Genomic DNA, 16682 nt, shown 5'->3' with positions numbered 1-16682 from the left:
TTCCGGGGATCGGGGCGCCTCGGTGCGCAACAACTCTTCCCGGAACCCTTGCTCCTTGTAGAACTCGTTACTATCTTTCGGTGAGTTTCTGATGGTCCGTCAGACCGATGGCCAGAGCTTGGAGTTGGAGGAGCCGATGCACTGCCCCCATCTGCCCGAAGGGTTCGACTTCACCGATCCGGACCTGCTCCAGGACCGGGTGCCCCACCCGGAGTTCGCCACGCTCCGGCAGACCGCTCCCGTCTGGTGGTGCACCCAGCCGACGGGCGTAGCGGGCTTCGACGACTCGGGCTACTGGGCCGTCACCCGGCATGCGGACGTCAAATACGTCTCCACGCACCCGGAGTTGTTCTCCTCGAACACCAACACCGCGGTCATCCGGTTCAACGAGTCGATCAGCCGCGACCAGATCGACGTCCAGCGGCTCATCATGCTCAACATGGACCCGCCCGAGCACACCCGGGTCCGCCAGATCGTCCAGCGCGGCTTCACCCCGCGCGCCATCCGCTCGCTGGAGGAGGTGCTGCGCAACCGCGCCCGGTCGATCGTCGAGACCGCGCTGGCCAACTCCGCGGACGACGGCTCCTTCGACTTCGTCACGAACATCGCGGTGGAGCTGCCGCTGCAGGCCATCGCGGAACTCATCGGCGTGCCCCAGCAGGACCGTTCGAAGATCTTCGACTGGTCCAACAAGATGGCGGCGTACGACGATCCGGAGTACGCGATCACCGAGGAGGTCGGCACCGAGGCAGCGATGGAGATCGTCTCGTACGCGATGAACCTCGCCGCCGACCGCAAGGAGTGCCCGGCCAAGGACATCGTGTCCCAACTGGTCGCCGCCGAGGGCGAGGGGAACCTCTCGTCCGACGAGTTCGGCTTCTTCGTCATCCTGCTCGCGGTCGCGGGCAACGAGACCACCCGCAACGCCATCAGCCACGGCATGCACGCGTTCCTCACCCACCCCGAGCAGTGGGAGCGGTACAAGGCCGAGCGCCCGGAGACGACGGCCGAGGAGATCGTGCGGTGGGCCACCCCGGTGGTCTCCTTCCAGCGCACCGCGACGCAGGACCTGGAGCTCGGCGGTCAGCAGATCAAGGCGGGCGACCGGGTCGGGGTCTTCTACTCGTCGGCCAACAACGACCCCGAAGTCTTCGACAGCCCGGAGCAGTTCGACATCACCCGTGACCCCAATCCGCACCTGGGCTTCGGCGGCGGCGGCCCGCACTTCTGCCTCGGCAAGTCGCTCGCCGTACTGGAGATCAACCTGATCTTCAACGCCATCGCGGACGTCCTGCCGGACCTGAGACTGGTGGGCGACCCGCGGCGGCTGCGCTCGGCCTGGCTGAACGGGATCAAGGAACTCCAGGTGAACCGCGGCTGACACGGTGGGCCCGGCCGGAAAGCTCCGGCCGGGCCCACCTGTTCGAGCCGTCCCGGCCGGAGCTGTCCGGCCGGAGCCGTCCGGTCAGACCGTCCCGGTCGCCTGGGAGGGTACGGCGGCCGGGTGCGCGGGCTCCGGGCCCGCCCGGTCCACCGGGGCCAGCAGCGTGCGCCGCCCGGCCAGCAGATACGTGAGGCCGAAGCCCAGCAGGACCACCGTCGCCCCGCCGATCGCGTCCAGCACCCAGTGGTTGGCGGTGGCGATGATCGCGCTCACCGTGAAGAGCGGGTGCAGCAGGGCGACCGCCTTCATCCACCGCTTCGGGACCAGTACGGCGACGACGATGCCGCACCAGAGCGCCCAGCCGAAGTGCAGCGAGGGCATCGCCGCGTACTGGTTGGTCATCGCGGTCATCGCGCCGTAGTCGGGGTGTGCCAGGTCCTGTGTGCCGTGGACCGAGTCGATGAAGCCCAGGCCGGGCATCAGCCGGGGCGGGGCCAGCGGGAAGAAGTAGAACCCGACCAGGCCGAGGAGCGTGGCGAAGGAGAGCGAGGTGCGCGCCCAGCGGTAGTCGGCGGGGCTGCGCACGTAGAGCACGGCGAGGATCGCCAGCGGCACCACGAAGTGGAACGACTCGTAGTAGAAGTTGAAGAACGATTCGAGCCAGTGGATCTTCACCACCGCGTGGTTGGCCCAGTGCTCTATGTCGATGTGCAGGGCCTTCTCTATCGAGACGACCGTGCGTCCGTGCGCCTCGGCGGTGTCCCGGCCGCCGGTGGCAGCCGCGCGGATGTGCGAGTACACGGAGTATCCGACGCGGATCGCCAGCAGTTCGAGAAGCAGGTTGGGGCGGGCCATCACCCGCCGCCAGAACGGCAGCAGCGGGACCCGGCTCCAGCGGGCCGGGGCCGGGGTCGCGTACGCGGTGGGCACCGCGGCCTCCCAGCTCGGCGAGGTGCGCTCCAGGAAGGGCACCGCACAGGCGGCGGCCAGCGCGGTGAGCAGCACCACGTTGTCCCGTACCGGGTAGAGCGCCGCCATGTTGGGCAGCAGCATCGTGCCCGGCAGCGTCATCACCAGGATCACCACGGCGGGCCACACCATCCGGTCCGCGACCCGCTTGCCCACCCGGCCGACCACCGCGAGCAGTACCCACAGCAGCTGGTGCTGCCAGGCCGTCGGCGACACGGCGACCGCGGCGCAGCCGGTCACCGCGACGGCGAGCAGCAGCTGCCCGTCCTTCGCGTAGCGCGCCGCGCGCCGCAGCGCGAGCACCGAGACCGCGACGGCGAGGACCAGGAAGACCACGATCTCCAGCGGTCCGTGCAGCCCGAAGCGGAGCAGCGCACCGTGCAGGGACTGGTTGGCGAGCCCGTCCGGGTGCGGGCCGAGGCCGGCGCCCGCGACGTGGTGGATCCAGTACGTCCAGGAGTCGCGCGCCATCACGGCCCAGGCCAGCGCCGTACAGACCACGAAGGTCGCCGCGCCGGTGAGTGCCGCGCGTCTGCGGCCGGTCAGCCACAGCAGCGGTACGAACAGCAGCACGGTCGGCTGGAGGGCCGCACCGAGCCCGATGAGCAGCCCGGAGCCGCGCGGGTCGCGCACGGTGAAGCAGCCCAGCAGGACGAGGAGCACCGGGATGATGCTGGTCTGGCCGAGATGGAGTGCGTTGCGTATCGGCAGCGAGAGCATCAGCAGGCTGATCGCGACGGGCGCGGCCAGCAGGGACGTACGCCGGGAGACCGTGCCCGGCAGCGCGCGGGAGACGACGAGGCCGAGCACGACGACGAGCAGCAGCGACCCGAAGGTCCAGGCGACCCCGAGGCTCTCCTCCGCGGACCGGGTCAGCGGTTTCAGTACGAGACCGGCGAACGGCGTGCCGGTGAACTTGCCCGTCGCGTAGAGCGGATCGCCGAGGTGCAGGACGCCGTCGGCGCCCGTCCACGCCTCCAGGTCCGTGAGCCGCCGGCCGGGCGGCAGCCGCAGTACGGCTGCCACTTGGCGGACCGCCAGTGCGGCGACGAACAGCCAGAGGACCACCCGAGCCCGTTCGATTCCCGCTCCCGCGCCGACCGCATTCCGCGTTCCACTGTGCCCGTCATTCGCCACGCCGCGCCGGCCCTCCACCCGTCATCAATTCCCGGTCCTTGTCTGTTCAGAGCCTCGCACTGCTCCGGGGCAGGGACGCACGCAACCCCCTGTTCACCTGACACGACCGTGCATTTCCGGCCATCGGTCGCGGTGATGAGCGCCTGTGCAGGGTACGGAAATCTCGTCGCCCGGGGATTTCGGGCCCTGGCCGGACGGGTATCGGCACCCCTCGGCGGTCAACCCCCGGCGGCCATTCAAGCACTGCCCCGGACCACCTGTCGGCCCGGCGTCACTCCGCGGACGGACGGGCGCCACCACGGCGTTGACGGAACCGCGGCGTTGACGGAACCGATGTCTCCGGCGCGCCGTCTCTTCCCGTGCCGGAGGCGGGAGCACCGGGGGAACCAGGGGGACAGGGATGCTGCGGTCGGCACGGAGACGGGGGCTGTTCGGGCTGCCCGCGCGCGGGACACCGGCGCGGGGGCTGCGGAGCCGGACGCTGCTGGTGGTGCTCTCGCTGCTCCTGATCCAGCTGGGGTCGCTGGTGGCACCGGCGTACGCCTGCGGATGCGGTGCGCTGGTGCACGACCCGTCGTCCCGGCTGACCGTGAACCAGGAGACCTCGGCGGTGCGCTGGGACGGCCGCGACGAGCAGATCGTGATGAGCCTGACGGTCGCGGGGAACGCCGAGGAGGCCGCCTGGATCATGCCCGTACCGCACCGGGCCACGGTCACGCTCGGCGACAGCGGGCTCTTCGACGCGCTGGCGTCGGTGACCGCACCGGTGTCCCGTACCCGCGACCACTTCTGGCCGACGCACGGCGACTGGCCCTTCGCCTCGGACCGGGGCGCGGACGCGTCCGCCGCCCGCCCGGCACCGGGCGCCCCGGCGGTGGGCGTGGTGGGCCGCGAACAGCTGGGCCCGTTCGACGTGGCGAGGCTGACCGCCACGGACCCGAAGGCCCTCGACAGCTGGCTCCGGCTGAACGGCTTCCGGCTGCCCGGCGGGATGTCCGCCGACCTCCAGCCGTACGTCGACCGGAAGTGGGAGTACGTCGCGGTGCGGCTGGCCCCGGAGCAGAAGGGCCGGACGCTCACCGGCACCCTCGACCCGCTGCGGCTGAGCTTCGCCAGTGACCGGCTGGTCTATCCGATGCGGCTCTCCCGGCGCGCCACGAACGCGCAGTCGCTGGAGTTGTACGTACTGGCCGCGCACCGCATGGAGCCGCGCGGCGCGATCGGCGGGCTGCCGCCGCAGGTGACGTACGCGGGGGAGGTCGCCCCGACGGGCCCGCTCGGCCGCTTCGCGGACGGTGAGCGGTATCTGACCGCCGTGGAACAGAGTTTCCCGGTGCCGTCCCGCATCGACGGTGACCACGAACTGACCAGGACGGCGTCCGACCGGCCCTTCCAGCGGGTGGTGTACGAGGACAGGCTGCTGACGGTGGGCGGTGTGCCCGTCTGGCTGCTGACGGTGGGCGCGGGGCTGGTGGTACTCGTGGTGGCCGCGCTGCTGCTGGTGCTCGCCCGGCACAGGCGCCCGGTGGTCCCACCGCAGCCGGTGCACGTACCGCCGCCGCTCTCCTGACACGCGGGCCGGAGTCACGGGCACCTCCGGGGCACGGACCCAAAACACGCGCCCGAGACACGAGACCCCCCTTGCGCGGGCATCACCACCCTCCCTGTAGGTTCCTTTTAGGAACTAACTCGCGCGAAAGGTCAGTGAGGGAAACACATGTCCCAGGAACAGTGGACCGAGGTCGACCGCTACTTCACCGATCACCTCGTCCCCGCCGACGACGCCCTGGACGCCGCGCTGGCGTCCAGCGACGCGGCCGGGCTCATCCCCATGAACGTCGCCCCGAACCAGGGCAAGCTGCTCCACCTGCTGGCCCGCATCCAGGGCGCCAGGACCGTCCTGGAATTCGGCACGCTCGGCGGCTACAGCACCATCTGGCTGGCCAGGGCGCTCCCCGCGGACGGCCGCCTCGTATCCCTGGAGGCGGACCCGACGGCCGCCGACGTCGCCCGCGCGAACCTGGCACGCGCCGGACTGGACACGATCGCCGAGGTCCGGACGGGCGCGGCCCTGGACACCCTGCCGCAGCTCGCGGCCGAGGGCGTGGGCCCCTTCGACCTGGTCTTCATCGACGCCGACAAGCCGAACAACCCGCACTACCTGGAGTGGGCGCTCAAGCTGACCCGGCCGGGCAGCGTGATCATCGGCGACAACGTGGTGCGGGACGGCGCGGTCACCGACCCGGACAGCACGGACCCCCGGGTCCAGGGCACCCGCGCCCTCATCGAGATGGTGGCCGCGCACCCGAAGCTCAGCGCGACCGCGCTCCAGACGGTCGGCAGCAAGGGGTACGACGGCTTCGTCATCGCCCAGGTCCTGGCCTGACCCCGTCCCCATCCCATCCCCGCGCCCCGGCACAGGCCGCAGGACGGCACGGGCCGTACGGCAGGATGGGCGTCATGAGCATCGTGAAGATCAATGTCCTGACCGTGCCCACCGAGCAGCGCGAGGTCCTGGAGAAGCGGTTCGCCTCCCGCGCCGGATCCGTGGAGAACTCCGACGGCTTCGAGTGGTTCGAGCTGCTGCGTCCGGTCGAGGGAACCGACCAGTACCTCGTCTACACCCGCTGGGCGAGCGAGGCCGACTTCGAGAAGTGGATGGCCACCTCCATGCGCGGGGCGCACGGCGGCGGCACCGAGGGCGGCGAGCGGCCCAAGCCCGCCGCGTCCGGCTCGACCCTGTGGTCCTTCGAGGTCGTCCAGCAGGCGTCGCCGAAGAACGGCTGACCGCACCGGAAACCCGGGTGACGCGCGGTGGCAATCCGGCCACAATGGCGCGAATGAACTGGACCGTCACCCCCGAACCCTTCGACAGCCCCGACGCGTACGCACTGCGCCGGGCGTACTACGACGAGGTGGCGAGCCGCTACTGGCAGCGGCCCGCCACCACGCAGGAGGTCGACGAGGGGCTCACCGGTGACGGCGTGGAGGAACTCGCCTCCCCCACCGGCGAGTTCGTGGTCGGACGGCACGGCGGCGGAGAGCCCGCGTCCTGTGGCGGCGTACGGCTCCTCGACCCCGTGACCGCCGAGCTCACCCGGGTGTACACGCGCCCCGAGAAGCGCGGCACCGGTGGGGGCCGCGCGCTGATGACCGCCCTTGAGGACGCCGCGCGGCAGCTCGGGGCCACGAAGATGGTGCTGAACACCCGGCTCGACCTCGTCGAGGCGCGGGGGCTGTACGTCCGGCACGGCTACCGGGAGATCCCTGCGTACACCACCGGTCCGTACATGGACATCTGGTACGGCAAGGATCTCTAGGCCCTGACCTGCCCTGCCCTACGCTGATCTGCCGTGCCCTGCCCTGCCGTGCCCTGCCCTGCCCTGCCCCGTCCGGGCCGGACCGCTCAGCCGGTCGGTCCCCGGTCCCCGGTCCAGTCGCCCGTCAGGTCGTCCTCCCGTGGGCCGTGCGGCCGTTCGGCGTCGGAGCCGGACAGTTCGTCGTTCAGCTCGTCGACCAGCAGGACCAGATCCGTCGGCCGGTCCGGGCCCCACCAGTCGCCGAGCAGTTCGGCGAGCGACTCCTCGCGGGCCTTCCAGAGCCGCGCGGCGACGTTCACACCGGGGTCGGTCAGCGCCAGCTCCACCCCTTCGCGTGCGACCAGGCCACGCTCCTCGGCCTGCCGGGCCGCCTCGGTGATGGCGCGCAGCGAGACGGGCGAGGTGTCGGCGAGCTGGCCGGGCTCGACGAGACCGTGGCGTTTGATGCGCAGCAGCAGCCAACTGGTGGCGGGCAGCAGGTCGTACCCCGCCTTCTCGGTGATCGTCTCGTAGATCTCGTGCCGCCCCTCCCGGCTGCCGAGCACCGACAGGGCCCGCATCACCTCGTCGTACGACGACCTCTCGACCGGGTTGGAGGCCAGCGTCTCGGTGACCTCCGGGGTGGTGACCGAGCCGCGCAGCTTGTCCTCCTTGAGGAACCAGGACACGGCGAAGGCCAACAGCACCACGGGGACGGCGTACAGGAAGACATCGGTGATGGACGACGCGTACGCGTGCAGGACCTGCGGGCGCAGCTGCGGCGGGAGGGCGGTGATGGCCCGGGGGTCGGCCTCCAGGCGCTCGGCGCTCACCCCGGGCGGCAGCGGCCTGCCCGCCAGGGCGGCGACGAGTTTGTCGTGCAGCCGGGTGGTGAAGATGGTGCCGAAGATCGCGACGCCGAAGGACGCCCCGATGGAGCGGAAGAAGGTCGCGCCGGAGGTGGCGACGCCCAGGTCCTGGTAGCTCACGGCGTTCTGCACGGCGAGCACCAGCACCTGCATGACCAGGCCGAGCCCGAGGCCGAACACGAAGAAGCAGACACTCATCGACCAGGTGGAGCTGTGCTCCGTGAGCCGGTGCAGCAGCCCGAGCCCGATGGCGGTGATGCCGGTACCGGCAATCGGGAAGACCTTCCAGCGGCCGGTGCGGCTGACGATCTGCCCGGACGCCGTCGAGGAGAGCAGCAGGCCGAGCACCATCGGCAGCATGTGCACACCGGACATGGTCGGTGAGACGCCCTGGACCACTTGGAGGAAGGTCGGCAGGTAGACCATGGCGCCGAACATCGCGAAGCCGACGATGAAGCTGATGACCGAGCAGAGCACGAAGGTCCTGATGCGGAAGAGTTTCAGGGGCAGTACGGGCTCGGCCGCACGCCGTTCCACCTGGAGGAACACCGCGAGCAGCAGCACGCCGAGTACCGCGAGCCCGATGATCTGCGCCGACCCCCAGGCCCAGGTGGTGCCGCCGAGCGAGGCGACGAGCACCAGACAGGTGGCGACCGAGGCGATGAGGAAGGTGCCGAGGTAGTCGATGGTGTGCTTCGTCGCGCGGACCGGGATGTGCAGTACGGCGGCGATGACGAGCAGCGCGACGACGCCGATCGGCAGGTTGATGTAGAAGACCCAGCGCCAGGTGAGCTGTTCGGTGAAGAGCCCGCCGAGCAGCGGGCCCAGCACACTGGTCGCGCCGAAGACGGCGCCGAAGAGCCCCTGGTACTTACCGCGTTCACGTGGCGGGACGATGTCGCCGACGATCGCCATCGACAGCACCATCAGTCCCCCGCCGCCGAGCCCCTGCACGGCGCGGAAGCCGATGAGCTGCGGCATGTTCTGTGCGATGCCGCAGAGCGCGGAGCCGACCAGGAAGATCACGATGGCGGTCTGGAAGAGTTTCTTGCGGCCGTACTGGTCGCCGAGCTTCCCCCACAGCGGGGTGGCGGCCGTCGAGGCCAGCATGTACGCCGTGACCACCCAGGACAGGTGCTCCATACCGCCGAGGTCACTGACGATGGTGGGCAGCGCGGTGGAGACGATCGTCTGATCGAGTGCGGCGATGAGCATCCCGAGCAGCAGGGCGCCGATCGCCACCATGACGGACCGCTGCGGCTGCCCGTCCGCCGCCACCGGCGAGGCCGGGGGTGCCGGGGATTCCTGAGCCATGCCCTCCATCCTGGTGCTGCGGCATAATCGCCGCGAGTTCAAGGGGGTGGCCGAGTTGAGCCACGAGGATTTCGATCCACTGCGCATACGTCCGTACGTACAGCTGCCGGATCCGGAGCCCGATCCGGCGGACGACGTGGTGGGGGCCGCGTATCCGACGGAGCCGGTGAAGCCGACAGAGCCACCGGTCATGCCGATGCCGACGGTGCCGACGGTGCCGTTGCAGGTGGTCCGGTTGCCGGTCGGCGGGCCCGGTCCGGAGCCGTCGCCGTCGCCGCGCCGAAAACCCTTCGCGGTGCTCGCGGGCGGGGTGGCGGCGCTGGCCGTGCTCGGCGGGGCGGCCTTCGCCGCCGGCCTGTTCCAGGGGGGTGGTTCCGTGCAGGACCACGCGCTGCCCGACACGGTGACGAGCGCGCCCGACCTGCCGGCCCGGCCCTCGGCCGTACCGTCACCGTCCGCGCCGTCCGCACCGCCCTCCGGGCCCCGGGCCACCGCCGCCGTGCGGCCTTCGCCGACCGCCGCCCGGTCCGGACCGCCGCCGAGCGCCACCCCGGCCGGGTCGGCACCGGCCGCCGCCCCGTCGGCGCCCGCGCAGCCTCCCTCCCCCGTGCGGGCCACCACCCCGGCACCGCACCCGGAATCCGCACCGCCGGACGCCCCGGTACTGCGGGCGGGTGACAGCGGCCCGGAGGTCGTGGAACTCCAGCGGCGGCTGACCCAGCTCTACGTCTACCGGGATACCGCCGACGGCCGCTTCGACCAGCAGGTCACGGACGCGGTGCGGGAGTACCAGTCGTGGATGAGCATCCACAGCGATCCGCCCGGCGTGTACGGGCCGGCCACCCGGCGCGCGCTGGAGGCGATGACACGGCAGCCGTAGGCAGCGGCCCGACGACGTCCGGCCGTGTACCACGGAGCTGCCGCGCCGCAGTGACCAGGGCGGCTGGCGCAGACCGCGCCACTTTTTGTACCCTGCTGAAACAAAGTGGTTCCGCCCGTACTCCCTGACCGGCGGGCGGGACCGCCTTGTTTCTTCCTTCCGCGCCGTTTCTTCTTCCGCGCCATTGCTTCTTCCGCGCCCCTGGAGCCCTGATGACCGTGCTGACCGCCCGCGCGCTGCTGCTCGACATGGACGGCACCCTCGTGAACTCCGACGCCGTCGTCGAGCGCATCTGGCACCGCTGGGCCGTCGACCACGGGCTGGACCCGCACGAGGCGCTCAAGGTCGTCCACGGCCGCCAGGGGTACGCGACCATGGCCGTACTCCTCCCGGATCGCCCGGTCGAGGAGAACTACGCGGACAACCGCAGGATGCTCGCCCTGGAGACCGCGGACACCGAAGGAGTGGTCCCGGTCCCCGGCGCTCCGGCCTTCATGGACGCGCTGGTCGGCCTTCCGCACGCCCTGGTCACCTCGGCCGACGAGCGGCTGGCGCAGGCCCGGATGACGGCCGCCGGGGTGCGCATGCCGGAGATCCGGATCACGGCGGAGAGCGTCGGCGCCAGCAAGCCGGACCCGGAGGGCTTCCTCAAGGGCGCGGCCTCCCTGGGCTTCGCCCCCGCCGACTGCATCGTCTTCGAGGACTCGGGGGCGGGGATCGCCGCGGGGCACGCGGCGGGTATGCGCGTGGTGGGTGTCGGCCCGCGGGCCGCCGCACACGCACCGGCCGCCCAGGTGCGGGACCTGACGCAGATCCGCGTCGAGCGGGCGGACGACGGCACGCTGCGGGTGCACGTCACGGCCTGACATCCCGGGGCCGGTCCTCCGCGGTGTCAGGCCGTGAAGCCGCTCAGCCCGCGATCGCCTCGTACAGGCTGAATCCCGCGAGCACCAGCATCAGACCGGCCGCGATCTTCGTGATCAGCTTCAGCGGCACGTGCTTCATCAGCTTGCGGCCACCGAGGATCCCCAGGCCGCCGACCGCCCACAGGGCGAGCACGGCACCGATGCCGACCGAGACCGGGCTGTCGTAACGGGCGGCCAGGTTGGCCGTCATGATCTGCGTCAGGTCACCGAACTCGGCGACGAGAATCAGCATGAAGCCGGCCCCGGCCACCTTCCAGAAGGACTGGTCGGCGGGGGCCTTGACCTCTTCCTCCTCGTCGTCCTTCTTGAAGAGCAGCATCGCCGCGCCCGCCAGGAACAGCGCGCCGACGATCGCCTGGAGCAGCCGGTGCGGGATCAGCGTCAGGACGCTGCCCGCGGCGATGGCGAGGGCCACATGGACGGCGAAGGCCGCCGCGACGCCGACGAAGACGTACGAGGCGCGGTAGCGGGTGCCGAGCATCAGACCGGCGAGAGCGGTCTTGTCGGGGAGTTCGGCGAGAAAGACCACGCCGAAGGTGATCGCCAGGATCGTGAAGCTGATCACGGGTTGATTTCCTCAATCGGTACGGGCTGCCCGCGCCGAGAGGACCTGAACTCGTGGAACAAGGGGTCGCTTCGGCACGGCAGCGTCAACAGGACACTGCGGCCGAAGGTCTCGCTGGCGGGTCTCCAAGAAGATCCGCCTCCGGGCGCCGGCCGAACCGAGGTTCGGCAGTATGTCGACGTTCCGGCGAAGAGCTACTCCCCTTCTGCTCCGTACAGGGTACGGCACCGGCTCATCGGCGCAGCCGCCCCCGGGCCACCAGCTCCAGCACCAGGGCGACCGACACCACCTGCACCACACAGAGCGCGACCAGCACGAACAGCTGCACGGCCCCGGCCAGCAGCGGGGAGGATCCGCTCAGCAGCATGCCGACGAAGACCGGCGGGCAATTGGGGGGTGGGTGAAGGAGCGAGGTCTGGTGCGTGCGGTCGCAAGGCGGAGGATTGAGGCATGGCGGAGCCATGGTGATTGACGACAACGCGGCGAGCGTGCGTGCCAGACCCCGCGACGCCGCCCCCCAATTGCCCGCCGGTCTCAAGCACCTGGGAGAGTGACCAGGCCCACAGTCCTGGTCTGGTCGAGCCCCGGCAGCAGCGCGTCGGACGCGGCCGGCCTGGCTATCTCCAGCCGGGCCTCGCGGTCGAGCAGACCCAGCGCCATCCCGGCCTCGACCTCGCCCGCGCGCACCGTCAGTTCGTCGAGGGCACGACGGCCGCCGAGCACGGTCGCGGTGAGCGCGCCGCCGATGAGGATCCCGGTGATCGGGATGACCGCGATCCCCCGCACCGGCACGAGCCCGGTCAGCAGCAGCACCGCCACCACCGGGAAGACCCCGGCCGCGATCGGCACGGCCGCCCACCACCAGGTCCCGTTCCGGGTGATGCGGCGGCCCGCCGTCCGTACCGCCACCGCGTACATCAGCGCCACGAAGCCGAACGACAGCCCCGATCGGACGACCCAGCCGATCAAAAGTGCTACGGCCCCGAGTTGAACCGCCGCCCGGAGCCCCGCGGTCAGGATCTCGCGGGCGCGGTCGAGCCTGGCGAGGGCGGCCACCAGGGCCGCGACCAGCAGGAGTGCACCGAGGGTGATTCCCAGCGCGAGGTTGACGGGTAGCAACACGCGCCAACCGTACGGTCATCCGGAAGATCTGTGGACACGTCAAACCTCGCCACAGCTCTTGATGTGACGTGCGCATGTCGCCACTCTGTTACCTGGCGCCCACCCCACGGCAATCCGGCGCCGCCACGATGTCCCAACCAGAGCGGCCAACGCCACTCCACCCCACGGGAGTTCACATGTCAGGTGTCTACGCGCGTCGAATAGCTGTTCTCGCCGCGACCGCAGGTCTCACGCTCGCCGGTCTCGTCACCGCCCCCGCCGCCCAGGCGGCCCTGCCCACTCCGGTGTCCGCGGCCACCGCCCGCACCTATCTCAGCTCCCTCACCGTCGCGGCCGAGGGCTCGTCCGACGGCTACAGCCGCGCCAAGTTCCCGCACTGGATCATCCAGTCCGGCACCTGCGACACCCGCGAAGTGGTACTCAAGCGCGACGGCACCGATGTGGTGCAGAGCTCCAGTTGCGCGGCCACCAGCGGTAATTGGCACTCCGAGTACGACGGCGCCAACTGGACGGCGTCGTCCGACGTGGATATCGACCACATGGTCCCGCTCGCCGAAGCCTGGCGCTCGGGCGCCAGCGCCTGGACCACCGCGCAGCGGCAGGCGTTCGCCAACGACCTGACCCGCCCGCAGCTCATCGCCGTGACCGACAACGTCAACCAGTCCAAGGGCGACAAGGACCCGGCCAAGTGGCTCCCGCCGCTGGCCAGTTACAAGTGCACCTACGTCCGGGCGTGGGTGGAGGTGAAGCACTACTACAAGCTCACCGTCGACTCGGCCGAGAAGACCGCGCTCCAGGGCGTCCTGAACGGCTGCTGAAACCATCCTCCTCGGTGACGGACGGTGCCCGGTCCGGTGGAACGCCCTGCCGGACCGGGCACTCCCGTGTCACCTCACGGACGGTCCGGCCACCGGCCCGAAGGGCACCGCGAAGCAGGCCGCACGGTCCCCCTCGCCGTGCCGCGTCGGGTGGATCACGACCGAACCGGCCCCGCCGGGACGGAAGTTCCAGCCGCGCCACGCGGTCACGGTCGCACCGCCCTTCGCGTCGGTGGTGAAGTCCAGCGGCATCCGGCCGGCCGGACCCGCCGGGCTCCCGGCGTCCCGGTACCGGGACCCCGCGGAGCCGGGCGTGCTGCCGCAGGTCCCGGTGTGGACGTCCATGCCGTACGCACGCCGGGGGTTCAGCCCCGTCAACCGCGCCGTGATCCGTGTCCCCGAGGCATCCGTGGACTGTTCGACCACGATCCCGGCCGCGGCGGGCACCCGCTCCATGTCGTACGTCACCGCCGGCGAAGCGATGAACGCCGAGGGCGGCGCGAACTGCGCGTGGACCCGCTGCCAGTACGTCCCCGCGGGCACGTTCCCGGCGCCCCCGCCCGTCAGCATCGCCAGCGCCGCCGCTCCGGCCAGTACGCCTGCCACCATCGTCCGCTCCTTGTCGCTCTGCCGACTGCTTCCGCGACTGCCGCACCGATCGGCGGCACCGCCCGCTCATCGAATGCTGTGCGGCCCCGGCCCGGGGGCGCGGCGGCGAAACCCGCGCGAGGACAACCCGTACGAGTGAACGTGATCTGTCGAACATCACCCGCCCCGGGGGAACCCGGCGGAAACTCCACGCGTACGCTGTATGGCTGTACTGCCGCACCTGCTGCTCTCCTGCGACGCCGCGGCCTTGTTGACGAGCCGGGGAGTCCGAGTGTTCGAGAGTGTGCGGTCACTGACCGACAGTCCATGGATCTATGCCGTGGTCGCGCTCTCCGTCGTCCTCGATGTCTTCGTGCCGATACTGCCCAGCGGAGTCCTGGTGATCACCGCGGCCACCGGCGCGGCGGCGGGCTCCACCACCGTGGCCGGGCAGGTCCCGCACAACGTCCCGGACCTGCTGATCCTCACGGCCTGCGCGGCAGCCGCCTCGGTTCTGGGTGATCTGGTCGCGTACCGGCTGGCCTGGCGCGGTGGTGAGCGCCTGGACCGGGCCATCGCCCGTTCCCGCCGGCTGACCGCCGCGCAGGACCGTCTCGGCACGGCGCTCGCCCGGGGCGGCGGGCTGCTCGTCGTCATAGCGCGTTTCGCGCCCGCGGGCCGCTCGGTCGTCTCGCTCGGCGCGGGCGCCGCGCACCGCAGGGCGAAGGAGTTCCTGCCCTGGTCGGCCCTGGCGGGCGTGGCCTGGGCGGGTTACAGCGTGGGTCTCGGATACTTCGGCGGTCAGTGGCTCGGCGCGAGCTGGCTGGGCACGGCGGTGTCGCTGCTCGCGCTGTTCGGCGCGGGCTCGGTGGCGGCGCTGCTCATACGGCGCCCCGCGACGCCCGTCACCGCTTCCTAGGACATCACCCCGCAGAACCCTGCAGAACCCCGGAGCCCCCGGCGCCCGCCCCGAGCCGGGACCGGCTTCGCCGCACGGGCGCCCGGCCGCGCCGGTCACGGCTTCGCGGCCCCGCGTACCTCCAGATCCGCGAGCAGCCGCTGCGTCGCCCCGGCGATCTCGTCCACGGCCCGGTCGAACACCTCACGGTTGTGTGCGGCGGGCGCCCGGAACCCCGAGACCTTCCGTACGTACTGGAGCGCGGCTGCCCTGATCTCCTCCTCGGTGGCTGCTTCGGGGAGAACGGGCGGGCGGAGGGTCTTGATACTGCGGCACATGCCTCAAGTGTCACGCGTTCGGGCCACGAGTGTCAGGCGTTCGGGCCGCGAGTGCCGGGGACCGGGCCGCGAGTGCCGGGGACCGGCCGGTCCCGCCGGGGTGAGTGGCCGCAGCCGGTCGCGTCACCCTCCGGCGGGCCGCCGGACCTCGATGCGCGGGATCTCGTAACTCCCGTCCAGAACGGACTGCTCGGGGGTGTACAGCCGGAGCATCGGCCGGAAGTCCCCGGCCGGCGCGGGCAGCCAGTTGGCGGCCTCGACCGGGTCGGTGGGGCGGTCCCGCTGGATGTACACCGTCAGTGAGCCGTCGTCGCCGTACACGAGTCCCGGTGTCCGGTCCCCGATCGAGTACCGCTCGGCCGGGTTGTCGACGAGGTAGAAGTGCGGGGTGTCGTACATGGTCACCGACCAGAAGGACCGCACGGGCGGCAGCTGGGCGAAGCGCAGCGTGTAGCTCTTGGAGCCGTTGAGCCACTGGCCTTCGGCGTCCTCGTAGGTGTGGGCGTAGACCGCTTCGTAGCCGTGGTTGCCCCACAGCCCGGTCCGGGCCGCGACCGCCCTGGTCAGGTACGACGCCCCGCGGTCGGCGATCCGCCACTCCGGGGAGTCGATCGTGCCCACCCCGAACCAGTCGAGGTTGTAGTCGAAGAGATGCGGGTTCATCTCCCACGCCCCCGGCGTCCGGCTGCCGTCCTCGGCGGGCCGGCTCGCCCGCTCGACGAACTCGGTGCCCTGCTTCAGTCCCTCGGCGAGCCCGCGTACCAGCGCCGGGTCGGGCCGGACGTACGGCGACGGTCCCTCCTCCAGCACCCCCAGCAGCTGGAAACGGTCCTGGTACGCACGGTCGTCGGCGGACGGCGGGAAGGCCGCCATCCAGACCCTGAGCTTCTCGAAGAACTGCAGGGTGGGCGGCACCTCGTGGTCGATCGCGGGCAGACCGGTGCGGTGCATCACCGCTTCGAGGACCTTGAGGTGCAGCCGCTGCTGGAGCCCGTGGACGCGGGGCAGGTCGGCGGGCCCGTCGCAGGCCTGGCGCCCGGCGATGGTGACGACGCTGGTCGGCGCGTCGATCACCCCGGTCACCTCGTCGGGCACCTCGCCCGCCCAGCCGGGCGGCACGATCAGCCACTTGCCCTCACCGGTTCCGGTCGCGCGGCGGCCGACGTAGGCGAAGTTGTTGCTCCACGCGTCGATGAACTGGAGGACGTAGTACGCACCGAGCGTGTCCGGTACGTGCAGCAGCACCGGGCCGCCGGAGAGGTCGAGTTGTGCGACCGAGTACACCGTGTCGTTGTTCACCGACACGAAGTGCGCTTCCGGGGTGGCGAGCCGGGAGGAGTGCGCGAACTCGTTGAAGGCCGCGGACGGCAGCGAACCGAACCCCTTGTGCAGGGCGGTCGAGACCATCGACAGGTCGAAGACCAGCGGGTACCCGTAGACGTACGCCTCGGCGGCGAGGTCGGAGAGCTCAGTCACTTCGGGCTCCTCTCAGCCGCGCACCCGGGGCGCGGGGTTCCGAGCCTGGCCGGGCGGCGTACGGGCGACCACCGGGGCGCGGCCGATCGGGTGAAGCGG

The 16682-nt window shown here is 71.3% G+C and carries 15 protein-coding genes and 2 pseudogenes; 9 read left to right on the top strand and 8 right to left on the bottom strand.

Annotated features, from left to right (window positions below; genetic code table 11):
• Window positions 1-136: 136 nt before the first annotated feature.
• A complete protein-coding gene (locus NBY69_RS26930) occupies window positions 137-1381 on the top strand; it encodes a cytochrome P450 (protein ID WP_250304254.1) in 1245 nt (414 codons plus the stop codon).
• Between the two features lie 84 nt (window positions 1382-1465).
• Here NBY69_RS26930 and NBY69_RS26925 read toward each other — a convergent pair whose 3' ends face one another.
• Complete coding sequence (locus NBY69_RS26925) at window positions 1466-3490, bottom strand: bifunctional glycosyltransferase 87/phosphatase PAP2 family protein (RefSeq protein WP_374211344.1); 2025 nt, start codon at window positions 3488-3490, stop codon at window positions 1466-1468.
• A 400-nt stretch (window positions 3491-3890) separates the two neighbouring features.
• On the opposite strand from NBY69_RS26925, the gene NBY69_RS26920 reads away from it, so the two are divergent.
• From NBY69_RS26920 to NBY69_RS26905, 4 genes are all read left to right on the top strand, one after another.
• Complete coding sequence (locus tag NBY69_RS26920) at window positions 3891-5060, top strand: DUF2330 domain-containing protein (RefSeq protein ID WP_250304242.1); 1170 nt, start codon at window positions 3891-3893, stop codon at window positions 5058-5060.
• 147 nt (window positions 5061-5207) lie between these two features.
• Complete coding sequence (locus NBY69_RS26915) at window positions 5208-5876, top strand: O-methyltransferase (RefSeq protein ID WP_250304240.1); 669 nt, start codon at window positions 5208-5210, stop codon at window positions 5874-5876.
• A gap of 74 nt (window positions 5877-5950) precedes the next feature.
• Window positions 5951-6277, top strand: coding sequence for an antibiotic biosynthesis monooxygenase (locus tag NBY69_RS26910; protein ID WP_250304238.1), 327 nt, complete (start codon window positions 5951-5953; stop codon window positions 6275-6277).
• A gap of 53 nt (window positions 6278-6330) precedes the next feature.
• Window positions 6331-6810: a GNAT family N-acetyltransferase gene (locus NBY69_RS26905; RefSeq protein ID WP_250304237.1), complete on the top strand. Its 480-nt coding sequence runs from the start codon at window positions 6331-6333 to the stop codon at window positions 6808-6810.
• Between the two features lie 86 nt (window positions 6811-6896).
• Here the strand turns inward: NBY69_RS26905 and NBY69_RS26900 are convergent, their stop codons facing one another.
• Window positions 6897-8972, bottom strand: coding sequence for an MDR family MFS transporter (locus NBY69_RS26900; protein ID WP_250304236.1), 2076 nt, complete (start codon window positions 8970-8972; stop codon window positions 6897-6899).
• Between NBY69_RS26900 and NBY69_RS26895 the strand changes: the two genes are divergently transcribed.
• On the top strand, window positions 8971-9852 hold the full coding sequence (locus NBY69_RS26895) for a peptidoglycan-binding protein (RefSeq protein WP_250304234.1): 882 nt from the start codon (window positions 8971-8973) through the stop codon (window positions 9850-9852). The two genes, NBY69_RS26900 and NBY69_RS26895, sit on opposite strands and share 2 nt — an antisense overlap.
• Before the next feature lie 212 nt (window positions 9853-10064).
• A complete protein-coding gene (locus NBY69_RS26890) occupies window positions 10065-10718 on the top strand; it encodes an HAD-IA family hydrolase (RefSeq protein WP_250304232.1) in 654 nt (217 codons plus the stop codon).
• A 43-nt stretch (window positions 10719-10761) separates the two neighbouring features.
• Here NBY69_RS26890 and NBY69_RS26885 read toward each other — a convergent pair whose 3' ends face one another.
• The 3 genes and pseudogenes from NBY69_RS26885 to NBY69_RS26875 form a co-directional block, all read right to left on the bottom strand.
• Window positions 10762-11343 carry a TMEM165/GDT1 family protein gene (locus tag NBY69_RS26885; protein WP_250304230.1) on the bottom strand — a complete coding sequence of 194 codons (582 nt, stop codon included), beginning with the start codon at window positions 11341-11343 and terminating at the stop codon, window positions 10762-10764.
• A 232-nt stretch (window positions 11344-11575) separates the two neighbouring features.
• Window positions 11576-11719 (bottom strand): annotated as a pseudogene (locus NBY69_RS37545) (ABC transporter permease); the annotation flags it as partial.
• Between the two features lie 161 nt (window positions 11720-11880).
• A pseudogene (locus NBY69_RS26875) lies at window positions 11881-12465 on the bottom strand (ABC transporter permease); the annotation flags it as partial.
• 176 nt (window positions 12466-12641) lie between these two features.
• On the opposite strand from NBY69_RS26875, the gene NBY69_RS26870 reads away from it, so the two are divergent.
• Window positions 12642-13283, top strand: a complete 642-nt coding sequence (locus tag NBY69_RS26870) for an HNH endonuclease family protein (RefSeq protein ID WP_250304228.1) — start codon at window positions 12642-12644, stop codon at window positions 13281-13283.
• Window positions 13284-13352: 69 nt separating this feature from the next.
• Here the strand turns inward: NBY69_RS26870 and NBY69_RS26865 are convergent, their stop codons facing one another.
• Window positions 13353-13892: a superoxide dismutase family protein gene (locus tag NBY69_RS26865; protein WP_250304227.1), complete on the bottom strand. Its 540-nt coding sequence runs from the start codon at window positions 13890-13892 to the stop codon at window positions 13353-13355.
• Between the two features lie 271 nt (window positions 13893-14163).
• Here NBY69_RS26865 and NBY69_RS26860 point away from each other — a divergent pair, with 271 nt between their 5' ends.
• Window positions 14164-14790, top strand: a complete 627-nt coding sequence (locus tag NBY69_RS26860; protein WP_250304224.1) for a DedA family protein — start codon at window positions 14164-14166, stop codon at window positions 14788-14790.
• 95 nt (window positions 14791-14885) lie between these two features.
• Here NBY69_RS26860 and NBY69_RS26855 read toward each other — a convergent pair whose 3' ends face one another.
• Both NBY69_RS26855 and NBY69_RS26850 read right to left on the bottom strand, forming a co-directional pair.
• Window positions 14886-15107 (bottom strand): DUF2277 domain-containing protein, encoded by a 222-nt coding sequence (locus tag NBY69_RS26855; protein ID WP_250304222.1) that lies wholly within the window; start codon window positions 15105-15107, stop codon window positions 14886-14888.
• A gap of 123 nt (window positions 15108-15230) precedes the next feature.
• Entirely contained in the window at window positions 15231-16583 is a 1353-nt protein-coding gene (locus tag NBY69_RS26850; RefSeq protein WP_250304220.1) for a DUF1254 domain-containing protein, read from the bottom strand.
• Between the last annotated feature and the right edge of the window lie 99 nt (window positions 16584-16682).

Origin of the sequence: Streptomyces sp. A 4/2, assembly GCF_940670765.1 — a bacterium.
Lineage (GTDB): Bacteria > Actinomycetota > Actinomycetes > Streptomycetales > Streptomycetaceae > Streptomyces.
Note: the sequence above shows the minus strand (reverse complement) of the source record. Positions and strands in the feature narration are given on the sequence as shown.